Source organism: Microbacterium sp. cf332 (assembly GCF_900102175.1).
In the GTDB taxonomy this organism is placed as follows: Bacteria; Actinomycetota; Actinomycetes; order Actinomycetales; family Microbacteriaceae; genus Microbacterium.
This window is the reverse complement of the sequence record NZ_FNKN01000003.1, coordinates 135,171-153,349: the sequence shown is the minus strand read 5'-3', so window position 1 is coordinate 153,349 and position 18,179 is coordinate 135,171. Positions and strand designations below refer to the sequence as shown.

At 69.5% G+C, this 18,179-nt stretch carries 17 protein-coding genes; 9 read left to right on the top strand and 8 right to left on the bottom strand.

Going from position 1 to position 18,179, the window contains the following annotated elements; all coding sequences use genetic code 11:
• Positions 1–199: 199 nt before the first annotated feature.
• Positions 200–1,003: a type IV toxin-antitoxin system AbiEi family antitoxin domain-containing protein gene (locus tag BLT21_RS12290; RefSeq protein ID WP_256336064.1), complete on the top strand. Its 804-nt coding sequence runs from the start codon at positions 200–202 to the stop codon at positions 1,001–1,003.
• A 79-nt stretch (positions 1,004–1,082) separates the two neighbouring features.
• On the opposite strand, the gene BLT21_RS12285 is transcribed toward BLT21_RS12290, so the two are convergent.
• The 8 genes from BLT21_RS12285 to BLT21_RS12250 form a co-directional block, all read right to left on the bottom strand.
• Entirely contained in the window at positions 1,083–2,198 is a 1,116-nt protein-coding gene (locus BLT21_RS12285) for an adenosine deaminase (RefSeq protein WP_091502555.1), read from the bottom strand.
• Between the two features lie 94 nt (positions 2,199–2,292).
• Positions 2,293–3,603: a thymidine phosphorylase gene (locus BLT21_RS12280; protein ID WP_091502553.1), complete on the bottom strand. Its 1,311-nt coding sequence runs from the start codon at positions 3,601–3,603 to the stop codon at positions 2,293–2,295.
• Complete coding sequence (locus BLT21_RS12275) at positions 3,600–4,001, bottom strand: cytidine deaminase (protein WP_091503429.1); 402 nt, start codon at positions 3,999–4,001, stop codon at positions 3,600–3,602. The genes BLT21_RS12280 and BLT21_RS12275 overlap by 4 nt, the downstream gene beginning before the upstream one ends.
• An 8-nt stretch (positions 4,002–4,009) precedes the next feature.
• Complete coding sequence (locus tag BLT21_RS12270) at positions 4,010–5,296, bottom strand: ABC transporter permease (RefSeq protein ID WP_091502551.1); 1,287 nt, start codon at positions 5,294–5,296, stop codon at positions 4,010–4,012.
• On the bottom strand, positions 5,293–6,609 hold the full coding sequence (locus BLT21_RS12265; RefSeq protein ID WP_091502549.1) for an ABC transporter permease: 1,317 nt from the start codon (positions 6,607–6,609) through the stop codon (positions 5,293–5,295). Before BLT21_RS12265 ends, BLT21_RS12270 begins: the two co-directional genes overlap by 4 nt.
• The gene (locus BLT21_RS12260; RefSeq protein WP_091503427.1) at positions 6,606–8,120 is read right to left on the bottom strand and encodes an ABC transporter ATP-binding protein; all 1,515 of its coding nucleotides are present in this window, start codon (positions 8,118–8,120) and stop codon (positions 6,606–6,608) included. The genes BLT21_RS12265 and BLT21_RS12260 overlap by 4 nt, the downstream gene beginning before the upstream one ends.
• An 88-nt stretch (positions 8,121–8,208) precedes the next feature.
• On the bottom strand, positions 8,209–9,324 hold the full coding sequence (locus BLT21_RS12255; protein ID WP_091502547.1) for a BMP family lipoprotein: 1,116 nt from the start codon (positions 9,322–9,324) through the stop codon (positions 8,209–8,211).
• A gap of 155 nt (positions 9,325–9,479) precedes the next feature.
• The gene (locus tag BLT21_RS12250; RefSeq protein WP_091502545.1) at positions 9,480–10,595 is read right to left on the bottom strand and encodes a mannose-1-phosphate guanylyltransferase; all 1,116 of its coding nucleotides are present in this window, start codon (positions 10,593–10,595) and stop codon (positions 9,480–9,482) included.
• Between the two features lie 190 nt (positions 10,596–10,785).
• On the opposite strand from BLT21_RS12250, the gene sdhC reads away from it, so the two are divergent.
• Genes sdhC through BLT21_RS12210 form a run of 8 tightly spaced genes read left to right on the top strand, consistent with a single transcriptional unit; the run spans position 10,786 to position 17,967 of the window.
• Positions 10,786–11,220: a succinate dehydrogenase, cytochrome b556 subunit gene (sdhC, locus tag BLT21_RS12245; protein WP_091502543.1), complete on the top strand. Its 435-nt coding sequence runs from the start codon at positions 10,786–10,788 to the stop codon at positions 11,218–11,220.
• Complete coding sequence (locus BLT21_RS12240; RefSeq protein WP_023955540.1) at positions 11,220–11,663, top strand: succinate dehydrogenase hydrophobic membrane anchor subunit; 444 nt, start codon at positions 11,220–11,222, stop codon at positions 11,661–11,663. Before sdhC ends, BLT21_RS12240 begins: the two co-directional genes overlap by 1 nt.
• A 46-nt stretch (positions 11,664–11,709) precedes the next feature.
• Positions 11,710–13,536 (top strand): succinate dehydrogenase flavoprotein subunit, encoded by a 1,827-nt coding sequence (gene sdhA / locus BLT21_RS12235; RefSeq protein ID WP_091502540.1) that lies wholly within the window; start codon positions 11,710–11,712, stop codon positions 13,534–13,536.
• Entirely contained in the window at positions 13,536–14,306 is a 771-nt protein-coding gene (locus tag BLT21_RS12230) for a succinate dehydrogenase iron-sulfur subunit (protein ID WP_091502538.1), read from the top strand. Before sdhA ends, BLT21_RS12230 begins: the two co-directional genes overlap by 1 nt.
• Before the next feature lie 60 nt (positions 14,307–14,366).
• Positions 14,367–15,527, top strand: a complete 1,161-nt coding sequence (locus BLT21_RS12225) for a YihY/virulence factor BrkB family protein (RefSeq protein ID WP_091502535.1) — start codon at positions 14,367–14,369, stop codon at positions 15,525–15,527.
• Between the two features lie 49 nt (positions 15,528–15,576).
• On the top strand, positions 15,577–16,416 hold the full coding sequence (locus BLT21_RS12220; RefSeq protein WP_091502533.1) for an exodeoxyribonuclease III: 840 nt from the start codon (positions 15,577–15,579) through the stop codon (positions 16,414–16,416).
• Between the two features lie 41 nt (positions 16,417–16,457).
• A complete protein-coding gene (trpS, locus tag BLT21_RS12215) occupies positions 16,458–17,462 on the top strand; it encodes a tryptophan--tRNA ligase (RefSeq protein WP_091502531.1) in 1,005 nt (334 codons plus the stop codon).
• A complete protein-coding gene (locus BLT21_RS12210; RefSeq protein ID WP_256336063.1) occupies positions 17,455–17,967 on the top strand; it encodes a hypothetical protein in 513 nt (170 codons plus the stop codon). Before trpS ends, BLT21_RS12210 begins: the two co-directional genes overlap by 8 nt.
• The last annotated feature ends 212 nt before the right edge of the window (positions 17,968–18,179 follow it).

Here is an 18,179-nt window from a genome sequence, read left to right as displayed (position 1 = left end):
CCCCGCCGCGCCAACTCCTCATCGGCGGTTGCGCGAGCGCCGGATCGCCGCGGTCCGCAGCGATCCGCGCGTTATCTGAGGAGTTGCTGCAGCTCGCCGCCTATGGCCGCGGGCTCTCCCCAACCGCGCGGCAGGTGCGCTTGTCCACGGGATGAGCATTACGGCTCAGCGCAAGGGCCGGGCGGCCGACACTGAGGCTGTGTTGCCCGAGGAATGGAGAAGCGCGCGATCACTGGGGCTCTCGCGCAGCGAGATCGACCGGGCCCTCGCGACGGGGCAGCTCGTCCGGGTGCGCCGCGGCCGTTACCTCCCGGCTGCCGCCCATCCCGACCTTCTCACGGCGGCGGAACTCGGATGCCGACTCGACTGCGTCTCGCTCCTGAGGCTGCTCGGCGTCTTCGTCCTCGACCGGCACCCGCTCCACGTGAACGCCCGCGTCGGATCCAGCAGGCTGCCGCCCGCACCCGACCATGTCGTTCGTCACTGGCGCGACGATGACGACCCGGCGACGTCCGTCGTGGCCGACCTCATCTCGGCTCTGGCACAGGCGTGCCGCTGCCAGGAGCCGCGCGCGGCGGTCGCGACGCTCGACAGCGCGTGGCATCAGCTGTTGATCGATGGCGAGGACGTCGCGGAGATCTTCCGCCGGCTGCCGCGACGCTACCGCAGGCTGCGCGCCCTGCTCGATCCCTCGGCGGAGTCGGGGGCGGAGACGCTTCTCCGACTGATCCTGCGTGCGATCGGATGCCGCTTCGAGACCCAGGTGGATATCGCCGGAGTAGGCCGCGTCGACTTCCTCGTCGAGGGGTGGCTGATCATCGAGTGCGACAGCGAAGCCCATCACTCGGGCTGGGACGCTCAGAAGCGCGACCGGCGACGAGATCTGGCAGCCGCAGCCCAGGGGTACACGACCGTCCGCCCCCTCGCCGAGGACGTCTTCCACCACCGTGACCGGCTGATGCAGCAGCTCCGCGCTGTCGTCACGAATCGTCCCGCGCGCTAACTCCTCAGATATGGCCCCAGGCCTCGTGTCGAGGCGCAGAATCAGCGCGACCGGCCCGAATCTGAGGAGTTGGACGGCGTCAGGCGCCGAAGCCCTCCGCGATGATCTCGATGAGCTCCTCGCGCTCCTCGACCGAGAGGAAGGCGCCCGCGGCGGCGTTGAGCTGGAAGGCCTGCAGGTCGTCGAGGTCGTAGTCGAACGTCTGGGCGAGGGTAGCGAGCTCGCGGGTGAGCGAGGTGCGACTCTGGGTGCGGTTGTCGACGTTCACCGTGACCGAGAAGCCGAGCTGGTAGAGCAGGTCGAACGGGTGGTCCTCCCACTGCGTGCCCCAGCCCTCGATCGCACCGGTCTGCAGGTTCGACGACGGCGACAGCTCGAGCGGGATCTCGCGATCACGCACCCAGCGCGCGAGGTCGCCGAACTGCACGAGCACCTCCTCGCCCTCGCGCGAGACGACGTTGAGGTCCGACGCGATGCGCACGCCGTGACCGAGCCGCAGCGCGCGGCCGTCGATGAGCGCCGAGCGGATCGAGTCGAGCCCCGCCGCCTCACCGGCGTGCACCGTGACGGGGAAGAACTCCGACGCGAGGTAGTCGAAGGCCGCGCGGTGCTGCGCGGGCAGGAAGCCGTCCTCGGGTCCGGCGATGTCGAAGCCCGACACCCCGCGTGCCCGGTTCTCGACCGCGAGCCGGGCGATCTCGAGCGACCGGTCGGCCTGGCGCATGGCCGAGAGGATTTGCCCGACACGGATGTCGCGACCGTCCGCCTCGGCGGCGTCCTCGCCCTCTTCGATCCCCTCCTGCACCGCGTCGACGGCGTCCTGCAGCGACAGGCCATCGCGGAGGTGCTGCTCCGGCGCCCACCGCACCTCGCCGTAGACGACCCCGTCGGCCGCGAGGTCCGTGACGAACTCGCGGGCGATGCGGCGCAGACCGTCGCGTGTCTGCATGACCGCGAGGGTGACGTCGAATGTCTCGATGTAGTCGACGAGCGACCCGGAGTCGCTCTGCTCCTCGAACCAGTCGGCGAGGTCGTCCGCATCGGTCTCGGGCAGGTCGTACCCGATCTCGTCGGCGAGCTCGACGATCGTGCTCGGGCGCACGCCGCCGTCGAGGTGGTCGTGCAGCGAGACCTTCGGCAGCGAGCGGACGGAGACGCCCTGCAGCTTCAGGTCGGCGTGCTGGTCGATCGGCATGGCGGCTCCTCCGGGATGGTGTGTCGGGTGTGTCGTTCGGACGGGTGGATGGATGCCGCTGAGCGGCCCGGTGGCGGGTGCCGCCGGGCGGCGGTCAGGCGGTGATGCGCTCGAGCACGAGCGGGCCGGCGGGCGGAGCCGCGTCGTCGATCTCCCACGCTCCGTGGAGGGCGTCGAGCGCGCGGTCGAAGCGCGCCCCGTCGTCGGCCGACAGCGTGAATAGCGGCTGTCCGGCGACGACCTCGTCGCCCGGCTTGACGTGCAGGTCGATGCCGGCGGCGTGGACGACGGGGTCCTGGGCCCGGGCACGACCGGCGCCCAGCCGCCAGGCCGCGATGCCGAACGGGAGCGCTTCGATGCGCGAAACGATGCCGGCGGCCGGAGCGGTGACGGTGTGCGTCTCGCGGGGCGTCGGGAGCGCGGCATCCGGGTCGCCGCCCTGGGCGCCGATCATGCGACGCCACACGTCCATCGCGCGACCGTCCGCGAGCGCCGCCTCGACGTCGGCGTCGGGCTGGCCGGCGAGGGCGAGCATCTCGCGCGCGAGCGCCACGGTCAGCTCGACGACGTCGGCGGGGCCGCCGCCGGCGAGGACCTCGACGGACTCGCGGACCTCGTTGGCGTTGCCGATCGCGAGACCGAGGGGCGCGTTCATGTCGGTGAGGAGCGCGGTGGTCGCGACGCCCGAGTCGGCGCCGAGCGCGACCATCGTGCGGGCGAGCTCCCGCGCCTTCTCGACGTCCTTCATGAAGGCGCCGGATCCGAACTTCACATCGAGCACGAGCGACTCGGTGCCCTCGGCGATCTTCTTCGACATGATGCTCGAGGCGATGAGCGGGATCGCCTCGACGGTTCCGGTGACATCGCGCAGCGCGTAGAGCCGCTTGTCGGCGGGCGCGAGCCCCGAACCCGCAGCGCAGATGACGGCGCCGACGTCGCGCAGCTGCGCGAACATCTCGTCGTTCGAGAGCGCGGCGCGCCATCCGGGGATCGACTCGAGCTTGTCGAGCGTCCCGCCGGTGTGCCCGAGGCCGCGGCCGGAGAGCTGCGGCACAGCGACGCCGAACGCGGCGACGAGGGGGGCGAGCGGCAGGGTGATCTTGTCGCCGACGCCGCCGGTGGAGTGCTTGTCGACGGTGCGCTTGCCGAGACCCGAGAAGCTCATTCGCTCGCCCGACGCAATCATCGCGTCGGTCATGACGCGGATCTCGTCGCGCTGCATCCCGTTCAGCAGCACCGCCATCGCGAAGGCGGCCATCTGCGAGTCGGCGACGTACTCGCGCGTGTAGGCGTCGATCATCCAGCGGAGCGCGTCCTCGGGGACCGCGCCGCCGTCGCGCTTGGTGCGGATGACGTCGACGGCGTCGAAGGCCTCGACGGCCGATGCGGTGGTGCCGGCGCTCATCGGGCGGCCTCCTCGAGGTCGCGGGGCCCGAAGGCGTCGGGCAGCACCTCGTCGATCGTCCGGATGCCGGACACGGTCTCGAGGAGCATCCCGGGCAGGGCGAACTCGTTCAGGAGCTGACGGCAGCGGCCGCACGGCATGATCGTCTGGCCGTCGTTGTTCACGCACACGAAGGCGACGAGCTGTCCCCCACCCGACATGTGCAGGTCACCGACGAGCGCGCACTCCGCGCAGAGGCCGACGCCGTACGACGCATTCTCGACGTTGCATCCCGAGACGACGCGGCCGTCGCTGACGAGCGCGGCGGCCCCGACCTTGTATCGGGAGTAGGGCGCGTACGCCCGCTCCATGGCTTCGGTCGCGACGGCGCGCAGCTCGTCCCAATCGATGTCTGTCACGGCAGAGATCACCCCTTGATGTACGGCTTGCCGGCAGCGGCCGGTCCTCGGATCTGCCCGGCGAATCCGGCGACCGCGAGGATCGTGACCACGTAGGGCAGCATGAGCATGAACTCGCTGGGGATGGGCGTCCGCAGCACGGTAAGCAGGTTCTGCAGGTTCGTCGCGAAGCCGAACAGCAGGCCCGCCAGCGCGGCACGCAGCGGATCCCAGCGTCCGAAGATGACCGCCGCGAGGGCGATGAAGCCGAGCCCGGCCGTCATCTCCTTGCCGAACTGCGGAACGGAGACGAGCGTGAAGTACGCGCCGCCGATACCGGCGATGGCCCCGGCCAGCGAGACGTTCCAGAACCGCGAGCTGTTGACGTTGATGCCCACCGTGTCGGCGGCCTGCGGGTGCTCGCCCACGGCTCGCAGACGCAGACCCCAGCGCGTGCGATACAGGGCCCACGTCACGATCGCGACGGTGATGAACATCAGGTACACGATGATCGTCTGGTTGAAGAGCACCGGACCGATGATGGGGATGTCGCTGAGCAGCGGGATCTCGAGTCGCGTGAAGCGCACCGGTCGGTTGAGCTCGCTCTCGTTGGGCACGAGGAGCGCGCCGTAGAGGAACCCGGTCAGCCCGGTGACGAGGACGTTGAGCACCACGCCGACGATGACCTGCTCGACCAGATACTTGATGGCGAACGCCGCGAGGACGAACGACACCAGCACGCCGCCGATCATCGCCCCGATGAGGCCGACGAAGGGGTTGCCGGTGATGCTCGACAGGAGCGCGGCCGAGAAGGCGCCGAGCAGCAGCTGACCTTCGATCGCCACGTTCACCACACCGACGCGCTCGCCGATGACCCCTCCCAGGGCTCCGAACACGAGCGGCACCGAGAGCGACACGGCTCCGAACAGCAGGCCGGTGACGGGGACGAGGCCTCCCGCCGCGGCCCACGTCAGGAACGCGAACACACCGAGGATGCCGAACAGCAGCGTCAGCCACAACGGCACCGCGCGGAAGCTCCAGGCGAGCCAGAAGGCGCCGGCCGCGAGGAGGGCGAGGAGCGCGAGCACGATCCAGGAGGTGAGGGCTGTGGGCACGGCGACGTCCGGGAGGCCGAGAGCCGCGGACGCATCGCCCAGTCGGAACGTGCTCTCGCCGTCACGGGGGGCGAAGAGGAAGAGCGCGGCGAGGAGGAGGACCACGACGACGAGGGTGATCGGCACCTTCAGCCGTCGCTGCTCCACCGTGGCGAGGTGGATGGTTCCGTCGTCGGACGACGTGGGGCTGAGGGCGGTCATGCCGTCACCGCCTTCTTCGCGGCCTTGGTTCGCGCCTTGGTCGCCTTCTCGAGGTCGGTCTTGGGGAGGAAGAACACCGTGCGCAGCAGCGGCGGAGCGGCGATGAACAGCACGATCAGCGCCTGGACGACGAGGACGATGTCTACCGGGATGCCCTGCGCCTGCATCGAGAACGATCCCGCCTTCAGAGCGCCGAAGAGGATGCCGGCGGCGAACACGCCCCAGGCACGACTGCGTCCGAGCAGCGCGACCGTGATCGCGTCGAACCCGATCCCCGCGTCGATCGTGCCGCTGAAGCCGGTCGTGATCGATCCCTGGATCTGGTTCATGGCCGCGAGACCCGCGAGCCCGCCGGCGAAGAGCATGGCGTACACGTAGATCCGCTCGACCCCGATGCCGGCCGCGCGCGCAGCGTGGGGGTTCTCCCCCACGGCACGCATCCGCAGCCCCAGGCTCGAGCGCTCGATGACCCACCAGACGACGAGCGTCGCGACGATCACGACGACGAAGCCCCAGTCGAGCGACGGGAAGCCCGCGCCCAGCAGGTTGGGGAACTGGGCCGAGGCGGGGGTCTCCGACGTGATCGGCTGGTTCGTGCCCGGCTTCTGCAGGAGTCCCGGGGTCCGGATCATCCAAGTGACGAAGTAGAACGCCACGTAGTTGAGCATGATCGTCAGGATGACCTCGTGTGCACCGGTGCGCGCCTTGAGCACACCGACGATGCCGCCCCAGATCGCGCCGCCGACGATCCCCGCGATCAGCGTCAGGGGGAGGTGGATCCACATGGGCAGGTCGAGCCCGAAGGTGACGAACGCCGCGAACCCGGCGGCGACCAGGATCTGACCACGGGCGCCGATGTTGAAGAGGCCGACACGGAAGGCCAGCGCGACGCCGAGGCCCGCGGCGATGAGCGGGGCGGCGAAGCCGAGGGAGTTCGTCAGGGGACGGATCTGCGCGAGGAACGAGTCGGCGCGCGGATTGAACACGGCGCCGCGGAAGAGCGCCTCGTATCCGCCCGACACCGCGCTCCAGATCGCGGCGAGGGTGTCACCCGGGCGGGCGAAGAAGTATCCCGCGGCCTCCTGCACGTCGTCGTCGGTGAAGGCGATCAGTACGCCGCCCGCGACCATCGCCAGGACGATCGCGAGGATCGTCGTGACCGTGCTGCCGCGAAGGAGCTCCTTGAGGAACACGCTCGAGGGCGGCGGGGGCGCGATCTCCGGCTGGCCGGTCAGGGGTCCCGAGGCGGCCGGCAGCTGTTCGGGAGCGCCAGACCGAGCGCTCTCCGAGGCACCGGGTGTCGAGTCGCTCATGCGGCCACCTCCGGGTGGGGTTCGCCGGCCATCATGAGGCCGAGGATGTCGCGGGGGGTGTCGGCGGGGACGATCCCGATGATGGTGCCGCGGTACATGACCGCGATGCGGTCGGCGAGGGCGGTGACCTCGTCGAGCTCGGTCGAGACCACGACCACCGGCACTCCGGCGTCGCGGGTCTCGATGATCCGCTTGTGGATGAATTCGATCGAGCCGACGTCGACGCCGCGCGTCGGCTGCGCCGCGACGAAGAGGCGCAGTTCGCGGCTCATCTCCCGCGCAATGACGACCTTCTGCTGGTTGCCGCCCGACAGCGTGCCGGCCGCCGTGTGCGGCCCCTGGGTGCGGATGTCGTACTCGGCGATGCGATCGCGGGCGAACGACTCCAGGGCTGCCCGGCGGAGGGTGCCGGCGCGCACGAACAGCGGGTCGGTCGACCGGTCGAGAATGAGATTCTCCGCCACGGAGAACCCGCCGACGAGACCGTCCTCCTTGCGGTCCTCGGGCACGAAGCCGACACCGGCGTCCAGGATGCCGCGCACACTGCGCCCCACCAGCTCGGTGTCGCCCAGTCGGATCGAGCCGTCGACCTTGCCCGCCAGTCCGACGATCGCCTCGACGAGCTCGGTCTGTCCGTTGCCCTGCACGCCGGCGACGCCGAGCACCTCCCCCGGCCGGACGTCGAAGCTGACGCCGTCCACGACGACGGCGCCGCCCGCGGTGAGCACGCGCAGATCGCGGACCGCGAGTCCGCCCTCGCCGAGCTGCGGGGCATCCTTCCGGACGGTCAGCTCGACGGCGCGGCCGACCATCAGCGAGGCGAGCTCGGCGTTCGTCGCGGTGGGCGATGCCTCGCCCACGACCCTGCCGAGGCGGATGACGGTGATGCGATCGGCCACCTCGCGGACCTCGCGCAGCTTGTGCGTGATGAACACGATCGACGTGCCCTCGTCGCGCAGCTGCCGCATGATCGCCATGAGCTCGTCGGTCTCCTGCGGCGTCAGGACGGCGGTCGGCTCGTCGAAGACCAAGACCTTCGCGTCTCGCGAGAGGGCCTTGATGATCTCCACGCGCTGCTGGACGCCGACCGGGAGATCCCCGACGACGGCGTCGGGGTCGATCTGGAAGCCGAAACGATCGGCCACGTCGCGGACGTGCCGTCGGGCCTTCGCGAGGTCGAGGGCGCCGATGCCCTTCGTGTCCTCGTGCCCGAGCATGACGTTCTCGGCGACGGTGAAGACGGGGATGAGCATGAAGTGCTGATGCACCATGCCGATGCCGGCGGCCATCGCGTCGCCGGGCCCCCGGAAGTTCTGGGCGGCGTCGTCGAGGAGGATCTGGCCCTCGTCGGCCTGGTACAGGCCGTAGAGGACGTTCATGAGGGTGGACTTGCCCGCGCCGTTCTCACCGAGCAGGGCGTGTATCTCGCCCGGCTCGACCACGAGATCGATGTGGTCGTTCGCGACGAGGGTGCCGAAACGCTTGGTGATGCCCCGGAGTTCGAGCTTCATGTTCGCCAATCTATGCGACGTTGAGGGACCGCGGACAGGGATCGGGGCCGGGAGACGATCGTCTCCCGGCCCCGACATCAGAACCGGCTCACGGGGAGTTCGGCGACTCCACCGTGATGTCGCCCGACACGATCGCGTCCTGCAGTGCGGTCAGCTCGTCGGTCAGGCCGTCGGGCAGCTGCGACTCGAAGTCGTGGAAGCTGGACAGCTTCACGCCCTCGTTCTCGAGGGTGCCGACGTACGGGGTGACGTCGAAGTCGCCACCGGCGGCCTCGATGGTCGCGTCGCGGACGGCGACGTCGATCGCCTTCATGACCGAGACGAGCACGAGGTCGGCGACGGTCTCGTCGGCGACCGCGAGGTCGGTGTCGACACCGAGCATGAGCGTGTCGGTGCCGCCGTCGGTGATGGCCGCAGCCGCACTCTGGTAGACGGGACCGCCGACCGGGAGGATGACGTCCGCGCCCTGGTCGAGCAGGTTCTGGGCCGTCTGCTTGGCGGTGTCGTTGGCGGCGAAGCCACCGGTGAACAGGCCCTCCTCGGTGCCCATGTCCCAGCCGAGAACCTCGACCGAGCCGCCCTTGTCCTCGTTGTACTTCTCGACGCCGAGCTGGAAGCCGTCCATGAACACGGCGACCGATGGGATCTGCATGCCACCGAAGGTGCCGACCTTGTTGACGCCGCTCTGCTCCGACCACGCCGCCGCGGCGTAGCCGCCGAGGTAGGCGGCCTCTGCCGTGTTGAACACGAGGGGCTTGATGTTGGGCGCGTCGGTCTCGCCGTTGAAGTCGTTGTCGGCGAGGTCGTCGATGATCGCGTAGTCGATGTCGGGGTTCGCGAGCGCCGACTCGACGGTGGCGGCGGAGAGGTTGAAGCCGACGGACACGATGAAGGTGCAGCCCTCGGCGACCAGCTGCTCCAGGTTGGGCGCGTAGTCGTTGGGGGTGGTCGACTCGAGTTCGATGCCCTCGACGTCGAGCTCTTCCAGAGCCGCATCCATACCGGCCTTGGCCGACTCGTTGAACGACTTGTCGTTCCAGCCGCCCTCGTCCGAGATCAGGCAGGGGGTGAAGCCGTCCACGGCTTCACCGGCGGCGTCACCGGTCGAGCTCGCCTCGGGTGCGGATCCGCATCCGGCGAGGGCGACGAGAAGGCCCGCGGCAGCTGTGATGCCGACGAGCTTCTGAGGGGTAGAGAGAGTCAATGCAGCCTCCACATTGAAGGCGCCGCGGACTTCGCGGCGGCTGGAAAGAAGTTACCCAGTGTTTCGTCGGGGTTGCACCCCGGACGCGCTGCGCCCCGCGAATGGTTACAAAGACGCAATGTGCGCGTCACAGAACCTCCGCGGCCGAGCGGCTCTCAGAGGACGTCGCCGCGGCCGGTCAGCTTGAGGGCGTCGACGACGTGCTTGACCCGTTGCGCGTTCTCGCTGGTCGTGACCAGGAGCGCATCGGGGGTGTCGACGACCACGATGTCCTTGACGCCGATCAGGCTGATCACCCGCGAGGTGTGGCTGACCACGATCCCGCTCGCAGCGTCGGAGAGGATGCGTGCGTTCTCGCCCAGGATCGCGAGGTCGTTCTTGCGTCCGTTCGAGTTGAGCTTCGCGAGGCTGGCGAAGTCGCCCACGTCGTCCCAGTCGAAGTGACCGGGCACGACCGCGAGCTTGCCCTTCTCGGCGGCGGGCTCGGCGACGACGTAGTCGATCGCGATCTTCTTCAGCCTCGGCCAGATGCGGTCGACCGCGGGACCGCGCAGGTCGCGATCGTCCCAGGCTTCGGCGAGCTCGAGCAGGCCGGCGTGAAGCTCCGGGCTGTTCGCCTCGATCTCGGCGAGCAGCACGTCGGCGCGCGAGATGAACATGCCGGCGTTCCAGAGGTAGGACCGGTCGGCGACGTAGGCGCGGGCGGTGTCGAGGTCGGGCTTCTCGACGAAGCGTTCCACCATCGAGGCGTCACGGGCACCGTCGACGATCAGCTCGCCGCCGCGCTTGATGTACCCGAACCCGACGGCGGGCTCGGACGGCGTGATGCCGATGGTGCAGATGTACCCCTCGCGGGCCACCTCGACGGCGTCGCGCACGGCGAACTCGAAGACGCGGCTGCCGCGGATCACGTGGTCGGCGGCGAACGACCCGATGATGACGTCGGGGTGACGCCGGTGCAGGATCGCCGCCGCCAGGCCGATCGCGGCGGCGGAGTCGCGTGGCTCCGACTCGAGGAAGACATTCTTGTCGGGGATGCCGGGCAACTGCGCCTCGACGGCGGCGCGGTGCGCGCGACCGGTCACGACGGCGATGCGGTCGCTGCCCGTGAGCGGGACGAGCCGATCCCAGGTGTCGCGCAGCAGCGAGTGCCCCGACCCGGTGAGGTCGTGCAGGAACTTCGGCGCATCGGCGCGCGACAGCGGCCAGAGCCTGCTGCCCACCCCTCCGGCGGGGATGACGGCATAGAAGTCCGGGATCTCGTCGACCATGCTCCGAGCGTAGTGGCGCGGCGGACGGGGCCCGAGCGTCAAGAACCCCGTTTCTTTAGGGTGCCCTTCGTCGCCCCGCCCTATTTTCCCGGCCTAGAATCGAGAGGCGCCCATGTGACGCCGGGGGTCAACCGCCCCACCGGGGCATCGATCGCCCCCACGAACCGTGTTCGATCCAGGGAGGACGACCGTGTCTGCACCAGCACGCGTCACACCGTCGGTAGCCCAGACCACATCCAAGACCCCGCGCGGCACGCTCTACCGCGGGAACGAGGGCATGTGGTCGTGGGTGCTTCACCGCATCACCGGCGTCGCCATCTTCTTCTTCCTCTTGGTCCACGTGCTCGACACCGCGCTGATCCGCGTGTCGCCCGAGGCCTACGACGCCGTCATCGGCACCTACAAGAACCCGATCATGGGCCTGGGCGAGGTCGCCCTCGTCGCAGCGATCGTCTACCACGCCTTCAACGGCCTGCGCATCATCGCGGTCGACCTGTGGCCGTGGGCCACGCGTCACCAGCGCCAGCTCTGGTGGGGCGTCCTGGCCGTCTGGGCCGTCACCGTCATCGGCTTCTCGGCGCGCCACGTGCCGATCGTGCTCTCGGAGATTGGAGGGGGTCACTGATGACCGCCGACACCCTGGCCGCTCCCCGCAGCCCGCAGGTCCGCAAGAAGGGCGCCAACCTCGAGAAGTGGGGCTGGGTCTACATGCGCGCCTCCGGCGTGCTGCTGGTCGTGCTGATCTTCGGGCACCTCTTCGTCAACCTGATGCTCGGCGAGGGCATCAAGGGCATCGACTTCGCGTTCGTCGCCGGCAAGTTCGCCAGCCCGTTCTGGCAGTGGTGGGACGTCCTCATGCTGTGGCTCGCTCTGATCCACGGCGCCAACGGCATGCGCACGATCGTCAACGACTACGTCACGGGCGCGACGGCGCGCAAGGTGCTGGTGTGGGCCATCTGGCTCTCGGCCGGACTCCTGATCCTCCTCGGAACGCTGGTCGTCTTCACCTTCGACCCCTGCCTCGGCGTCACCGCCGACAGCATGCTCTGGGAGACCTGCCAGGGCTGACCCTGCGCTCCGACGACGTGAATCACAGCAACGAAAGGCTCGCCGAGTGAGCACCCAGACCGAAGAGGTCGTCGTCAAGGACGGCATCCATTACCACCAGTTCGACATCGTCATCGTCGGCGCCGGCGGCGCCGGGATGCGGGCGGCGATCGAGGCCGGTCCGGGCGCTCGGACCGCGGTGATCTCGAAGCTGTACCCGACGCGCTCGCACACGGGTGCGGCCCAGGGCGGCATGGCGGCGGCGCTCGCCAACGTCGAAGAGGACTCGTGGGAGTGGCACACCTTCGACACGGTCAAGGGCGGCGACTACCTCGTCGACCAGGACGCCGCGGAGATCCTCGCGAAGGAGGCCATCGACGCGGTCATCGACCTCGAGAACATGGGTCTGCCCTTCAACCGCACGCCCGACGGCAAAATCGACCAGCGCCGGTTCGGCGGGCACACCGCCGACCACGGCAAGTCGCCCGTGCGCCGTGCGTGCTACGCCGCCGACCGCACAGGTCACATGATCCTGCAGACGCTGTTCCAGAACTGCGTCAAGCTCGGCATCAACTTCTTCAACGAGTACTACGTGCTCGACCTGATCACGGTCACGGCCGCCGACGGATCGACCCAGACGGCCGGCGTCGTCGCCTACGACCTGGCGACCGGCGACCTGCACGTGTTCCACTCGAAGGCCGTGATCTTCGCGACCGGCGGCTTCGGCAAGATCTACAAGACGACCTCGAACGCCCACACCCTCACGGGAGACGGCGTCGGCATCGTCTGGCGTAAGGGCCTCCCCCTCGAGGACATGGAGTTCTTCCAGTTCCACCCGACCGGCCTCGCCGGTCTCGGCATCCTCCTCACCGAGGGTGCGCGTGGCGAGGGCGCCATCCTGCGCAACGCATCGGGCGAGCGCTTCATGGAGCGCTACGCCCCCACCATCAAGGACCTCGCCCCCCGCGACATCGTCTCGCGCTGCATGCAGCAGGAGGTCGCGGAGGGCCGCGGCGCCGGCCCGCACCGCGACTACGTGCTGCTCGACTGCACCCACCTGGGCGCCGAGGTCCTCGAGACCAAGCTCCCCGACATCACCGAGTTCGCGCGCACGTACCTCGGCGTCGACCCCGTCGTCGAACCGGTTCCGGTGATGCCGACCGCGCACTACGCGATGGGCGGCATCCCCACCAACGTCAAGGCCGAGGTGCTCGCCGACAACACCACCGTCGTCCCCGGCCTCTACGCTGCGGGCGAGTGCGCCTGCGTCTCGGTGCATGGCTCGAATCGCCTCGGCACCAACTCGCTGCTCGACATCAACGTCTTCGGCAAGCGCGCCGGCCGGAACGCCGTCGAGTACGTCAAGACGGCCGACTTCGTGCCGCTGCCGGAGAACCCCGCCCACGCGGTCCGTGAGCTCATCGAGGGCGTCCGCGACAACCCCGGCACCGAGCGCATCGCGGTGCTGCGCAAGACGCTGCAGGACGAGATGGACAAGGGCGCCCAGGTGTTCCGCACCGAGGAGTCCCTCCTGCACGTCATGGACGTCATCGCCGACCTGCGCGAGCGTTTCAAGAACATCCACGTCGACGACAAGGGCAAGCGGTTCAACACCGACCTGCTCGAGGCGGTGGAGCTGGGCTTCCTGCTCGACATCGCCGAGGTCGTCGTGGTCGCCGCCCGCAACCGCAAGGAGAGCCGCGGCGGTCACATGCGCGACGACTTCCCGACGCGCGACGACGAGAACTACATGCAGCACACGATGGCCTACCTCTCGGGCGACCCCCACTCGTCGCACGCCGAGGACCACATCCGGCTCGACTGGAAGCCCGTCGTGTTCACCAAGAACGAGAACGGCGAACTGCGGTACCCGCCGCTGGAGAGGAAGTACTGATGACGATCGTCGAGACCGATGCCACGGCCCCTGCCGAGGCGGCGAACGACACCGGCATCCAGTCGTTCCTGGTCACCTTCATCATCCGGCGGTTCGACCCCGAGGTCGACGCGGAGCCGCGCTGGGTCGACTACGACGTGGAGCTCTACTCGACCGACCGCGTCCTCGACGCACTCCACAAGATCAAGTGGGACGTCGACGGGTCGCTGACCTTCCGGCGCTCGTGCGCCCACGGCATCTGCGGCTCGGACGCCATGCGCATCAACGGCCGCAACCGCCTGGCCTGCAAGACGCTGATCAAGGATCTCGACATCTCGCAACCGATCTACGTCGAGGCCATCAAGGGTCTGCCGCTCGAGAAGGACCTCGTCGTCGACATGGAGCCGTTCTTCGCCTCCTACCGCGACGTCCAGCCGTTCCTGATCGCCAACTCCAAGCCCGAGGCGGGCAAGGAGCGCATCCAGACGATCGCCGACCGCGAGATCTTCGACGACACCACGAAGTGCATCCTCTGCGCGGCGTGCACCTCGTCGTGCCCCGTGTTCTGGACCGACGGCCAGTACTTCGGCCCCGCCGCGATCGTCAACGCGCACCGCTTCATCTTCGACTCGCGCGACGACGCGGGCGATGTGCGCCTCGACATCCTCAACGACAAGGAAGGCGTGTGGCGCTGCCGCACGACGTTCAACTGCACCGAGGCGTGCCCCCGCGGCATCGAGGTCACCAAGGCCATCGCCGAGGTCAAGCAGGCGGTTCTGCGCGGTCGATGAGTTCGGGCGGGCCCGCCGGCCCGTCGGAACCCCGCTCGCGCTGCCGGTACATTCGACGACGTGAGTTCCGACCCCTCCGCGACGGACCCGCTGCGCGAGCGCTGGGATTCATCGCGCCTGCGTGAGCGGCTCGATCAGCCCATCGAGCGTGCGACGACTATCACCCGTCGCACGCTCGGCTGGTTCCCCATCCGGGTCTGGCGGCACTTCCTGCGACACAACGGGTTCCTGCTCGCGGCGAGCATCAGCTACCAGTCGCTGTTCGCACTCTTCGCGACGATCTACACGGCCTTCGCGGTGGTCGGTCTCTGGCTCGGCGGCTCCGCGGTCGCGATCGACGCGCTGATCGGAGTCGTCAACTCCTACATCCCCGAGCTGATCTCGCACGACGGTCCCGTCTCCCCCGACGATGTCGCCGGGATCGCGCGTGATAGCGGGAGCCTGCTCGCCGTCACCGGTGCTGCCGCGCTGGCCGTCGCGGTCTGGACCGCGATCGGCTTCGTGACCTTCACCCGACGCGCGGTGCGCGACATCTTCGGGCTCCCCTTCGACACCCGCAACTACGTCCTGCTCAAGCTGCGCGACTTCGGCGCGGCTCTGTTGTTCGGTCTGGCCCTCGTCCTGGGTGCGGCCCTCGGCCTCGTCGCGGGCGGCATCGTTCGCCAGCTGTTCGATCTCTTCGAGGTGCCCTACGAGTCGGCGACGATCGACGTCCTCAGCCGCCTCGCCTCGGTCCTCGTCGCCGTCGTGCTGAACGCCGCGGCGCTCACCGGGCTCATCCGGTTCCTCACGGGCACGTCGCTGCCGTGGCGCAAGATCATCCCCGGTTCGCTGTTCGGCGGCATCGCGCTGAGCGTGCTGCAGCTGGGTGCCGGTTTCCTCGCGGTCTACTCCCCCACCAACCCGCTGCTGGCGACCTTCTCGGTGCTCATCGGCTTCCTGCTCTGGCTGAGGCTGGCGGGCATCGTCATGCTCGTCGCCGCGTCGTGGGTCGCGGTCTCGGCGGCCGACGACGACATCCCCCTCATCGTCCGCACCGAGCAGGAGCGCCGCGCCGACGAGCGGCGCGCACTCCGGGTGGTTGCCGAGGCGCAGCTGCGCGACGCCGAGCACGCCCTCGCCGAGGCCGGCTGGTGGCAGCGCGTGCCCGCCCGCCGCGCCGTGCGACAGGCCCGCGACCTGCTGCACCGGCTCGACGCCGAGCGTGTCGCCGCGGAGTGAGCCGCCGCGGAGCGGGGTCGTGTCGGTGACCCCGATTACGCTGGCAGATGTGTCACGCAGCCTCCGCATCGCCTCCGTCAACGTCAACGGCATCCGCGCCGCAGCCCGTAAGGGCATGCACGACTGGCTCGCTGCCGCCGACGTCGACATCCTCACGCTGCAAGAGGTGCGCGCTCAGCCGAGCGATCTCGCGGCGGCGCTCCCGGGGTGGCACTTCGTCTCCGACGAGGCGCTCGCCAAGGGGCGCGCCGGCGTCGCCATCGCCGCGCGTGAGCCGCTCGACGTGTGGCGCGTCGAGCTCGGCGACGACGACCTCGACTCGAAGGGACGCTGGGTCGAGGCCGACATCGCGGTCGCGGGCGAGCACCTCACCGTCGTGAGCGCGTACGTCTTCACGGGCGAGGCCGACACCGAGAAGCAGGTCGCGAAATACGCCTTCCTCGACGCGATGGAGAAGCGGATGCCGCAGCTCGGCGGACTCGCCGTGATCACCGGCGATCTGAACGTGGGGCACCGCGAGCTCGACATCCGCAACTGGCGCGGCAACCGCAAGAAGGCGGGCTTCCTGCCGCGCGAGCGCGCGTACTTCGACCGCTTCACCGCTCCGGTCGGCGCGGAGGTCGAAACCGTCGACGGCGAGCGCGGCACCGGCCTCGGCTGGGTCGACGTGGGGCGCCGTTTCGCCGGCGAGGTCGACGGTCCGTACACCTGGTGGTCGAACCGCGGCAAGGCGTTCGACACCGACACCGGCTGGCGCATCGACTACCACCTGGCGACGCCGCAGCTGGCCGAGCGGGTCAGCGACTACCGGGTCGTCCGCGCACCGTCGTGGGACACCCGATGGAGCGACCACGCCCCGGTCGTCGCCGACTACGCCTTCCCGGGCTGAGTAGGCGACGGCGGGCGGAGCGACGCCCGTAGACTCGTCTGGTGAACAAGCCCCGCCTGTACTCCGGAATGCAGCCGTCCGCCGATTCGCTCCAGATCGGCAACTACATCGGGGCTCTCATGCAGTGGCGCGACCTGCAGGACACGTATGACGCGTTCTTCTCCGTCGTCGACCTGCACGCGCTCACCCAGCCGAACGATCCGGCCGAACTGCGCGCGAAGACCCGGCGCACGGCCGCCCAGTACATCGCCGCGGGCATCGAGCCGTCGCGCTCGACGCTCTACGTGCAGTCGCACGTGCGCGCGCACGCCGAGCTCGCGTGGGTGCTCTCGACCGTGACCGGCTTCGGCGAGGCCGGCCGCATGACGCAGTTCAAGGACAAGTCACAGCGCTACGGCGCGGATGCCACCAACGTCGGGCTCTTCACCTACCCGGTGCTCATGGCCGCCGACATCCTGCTCTACCAGACCGACATCGTGCCGGTCGGCGACGACCAGAAGCAGCACGTCGAGCTGACGCGAACCCTCGCCGAACGCTTCAACTCGCGCTACGGCGAGACCTTCCGTGTGCCGATGCCCGTCATCCAGCAGGACACCGCCCGTATCTACGACCTGCAGAACCCCACCGCGAAGATGTCCAAGTCGGCCGAGTCCGACGCGGGCGTGCTGTGGCTGCTCGATGACCCGAAGGTGTCGGCGAAGAAGGTCATGCGTGCCGTCACCGACTCGGAAGGGTCGGTGCGCTACGACCGCGAGAACAAGCCCGGCGTCTCGAACCTGCTCGTGATCTACGCCGCGCTGACGGGCCGCCAGATTCCCGCGATCGAGGACGAGTACGCCGGTCGCGGCTACGGCGACTTCAAGAAGGGCCTGGCCGAGGTCGTCGTCTCGGAGTTCGGGCCGGTTCGCGAACGTGCCCTCGAGCTGCTCGACGACCCCGCCGAGCTCGACCGCGTGCTCGCGTCGAACGCGGCGCGCGCCGACGAGGTCGCCGACCGGACCCTCGGCGACGTCTACGACAAGCTGGGACTGCTGCGACGTGTCTGACACCGAATCGACCGGCCCCGACGTCTTCGCTGACGGCGTGCCCGCCGAGGGTGTGCCCCCCGAGGGTGTGCCGGCCGAGCCCGCCCCCGAAACGATCGCAGAGCTCGACGACGCGGCTGCTGCCTCGAAGGCGTCTCCGGCCGACGCCGCCGTGCAGGAGCGGCTGTGGCGCGCGGCCTTCGCTCTCGACCGCTGGCTGTTCATCGCCCGCGGTTCCGACGACGAGCCCACCCCCTTCGCGCTGCGGTCGGACGAGGGGGCCGTGATCTTCGCGTTCTCGACCGCCGATCGTGCGCATGAGGCCGCCCTCGGCTTCGGCCTGTCCGAGGACGAGGCGTCGCGACTGCTCGCAGTGCCCCTCCCCTCTGCCGCGGCGTGGGTCGCCTCGTACGCCGAGGCCGGTGTCGAGGCGATGGTCTTCGACGCGCCCGGCAACGGAGCGATGGCCCCGCTGTCGAACCTCGCCGCCATGGCTGTCTACATCTCGCAGAATCCGACGGCCTGAGGCCCGCTTCCGGTCGCCCTCGGGTAGCCGCGCCGTTCTTCCTGTGCCGCGTACAGGTTGAGCAGCCGCTAGACCCGAGCGCCGGCGGCGCCGCGGGCGCTGAACCTGCGGATGGAACGCCTGCGGCATCCGAGCCCGACGCCGGCGGCATCCGCACCCGTCGCCGGTTCCCGTCCGAGCCCGTCGCCGGTTCCCATCCGAGCCCGTGCCGT

What these genes read in the sequence shown, in the direction of transcription:
- BLT21_RS12285 (WP_091502555.1), bottom strand. Translation starts at nt 2,198, where the DNA reads ATGCCGATCGACCAGCACGCCGACCTGAAGCTGCAGGGCGTCTCCGTC.
- BLT21_RS12280 (WP_091502553.1), bottom strand. Translation starts at nt 3,603, where the DNA reads ATGAGCGCCGGCACCACCGCATCGGCCGTCGAGGCCTTCGACGCCGTC.
- BLT21_RS12270 (WP_091502551.1), bottom strand. Translation starts at nt 5,296, where the DNA reads ATGACCGCCCTCAGCCCCACGTCGTCCGACGACGGAACCATCCACCTC.
- BLT21_RS12265 (WP_091502549.1), bottom strand. Translation starts at nt 6,609, where the DNA reads ATGAGCGACTCGACACCCGGTGCCTCGGAGAGCGCTCGGTCTGGCGCT.
- BLT21_RS12260 (WP_091503427.1), bottom strand. Translation starts at nt 8,120, where the DNA reads ATGAAGCTCGAACTCCGGGGCATCACCAAGCGTTTCGGCACCCTCGTC.
- BLT21_RS12250 (WP_091502545.1), bottom strand. Translation starts at nt 10,595, where the DNA reads ATGGTCGACGAGATCCCGGACTTCTATGCCGTCATCCCCGCCGGAGGG.
- BLT21_RS12240 (WP_023955540.1), top strand. Translation starts at nt 11,220, where the DNA reads ATGACCGCCGACACCCTGGCCGCTCCCCGCAGCCCGCAGGTCCGCAAG.
- BLT21_RS12230 (WP_091502538.1), top strand. Translation starts at nt 13,536, where the DNA reads ATGACGATCGTCGAGACCGATGCCACGGCCCCTGCCGAGGCGGCGAAC.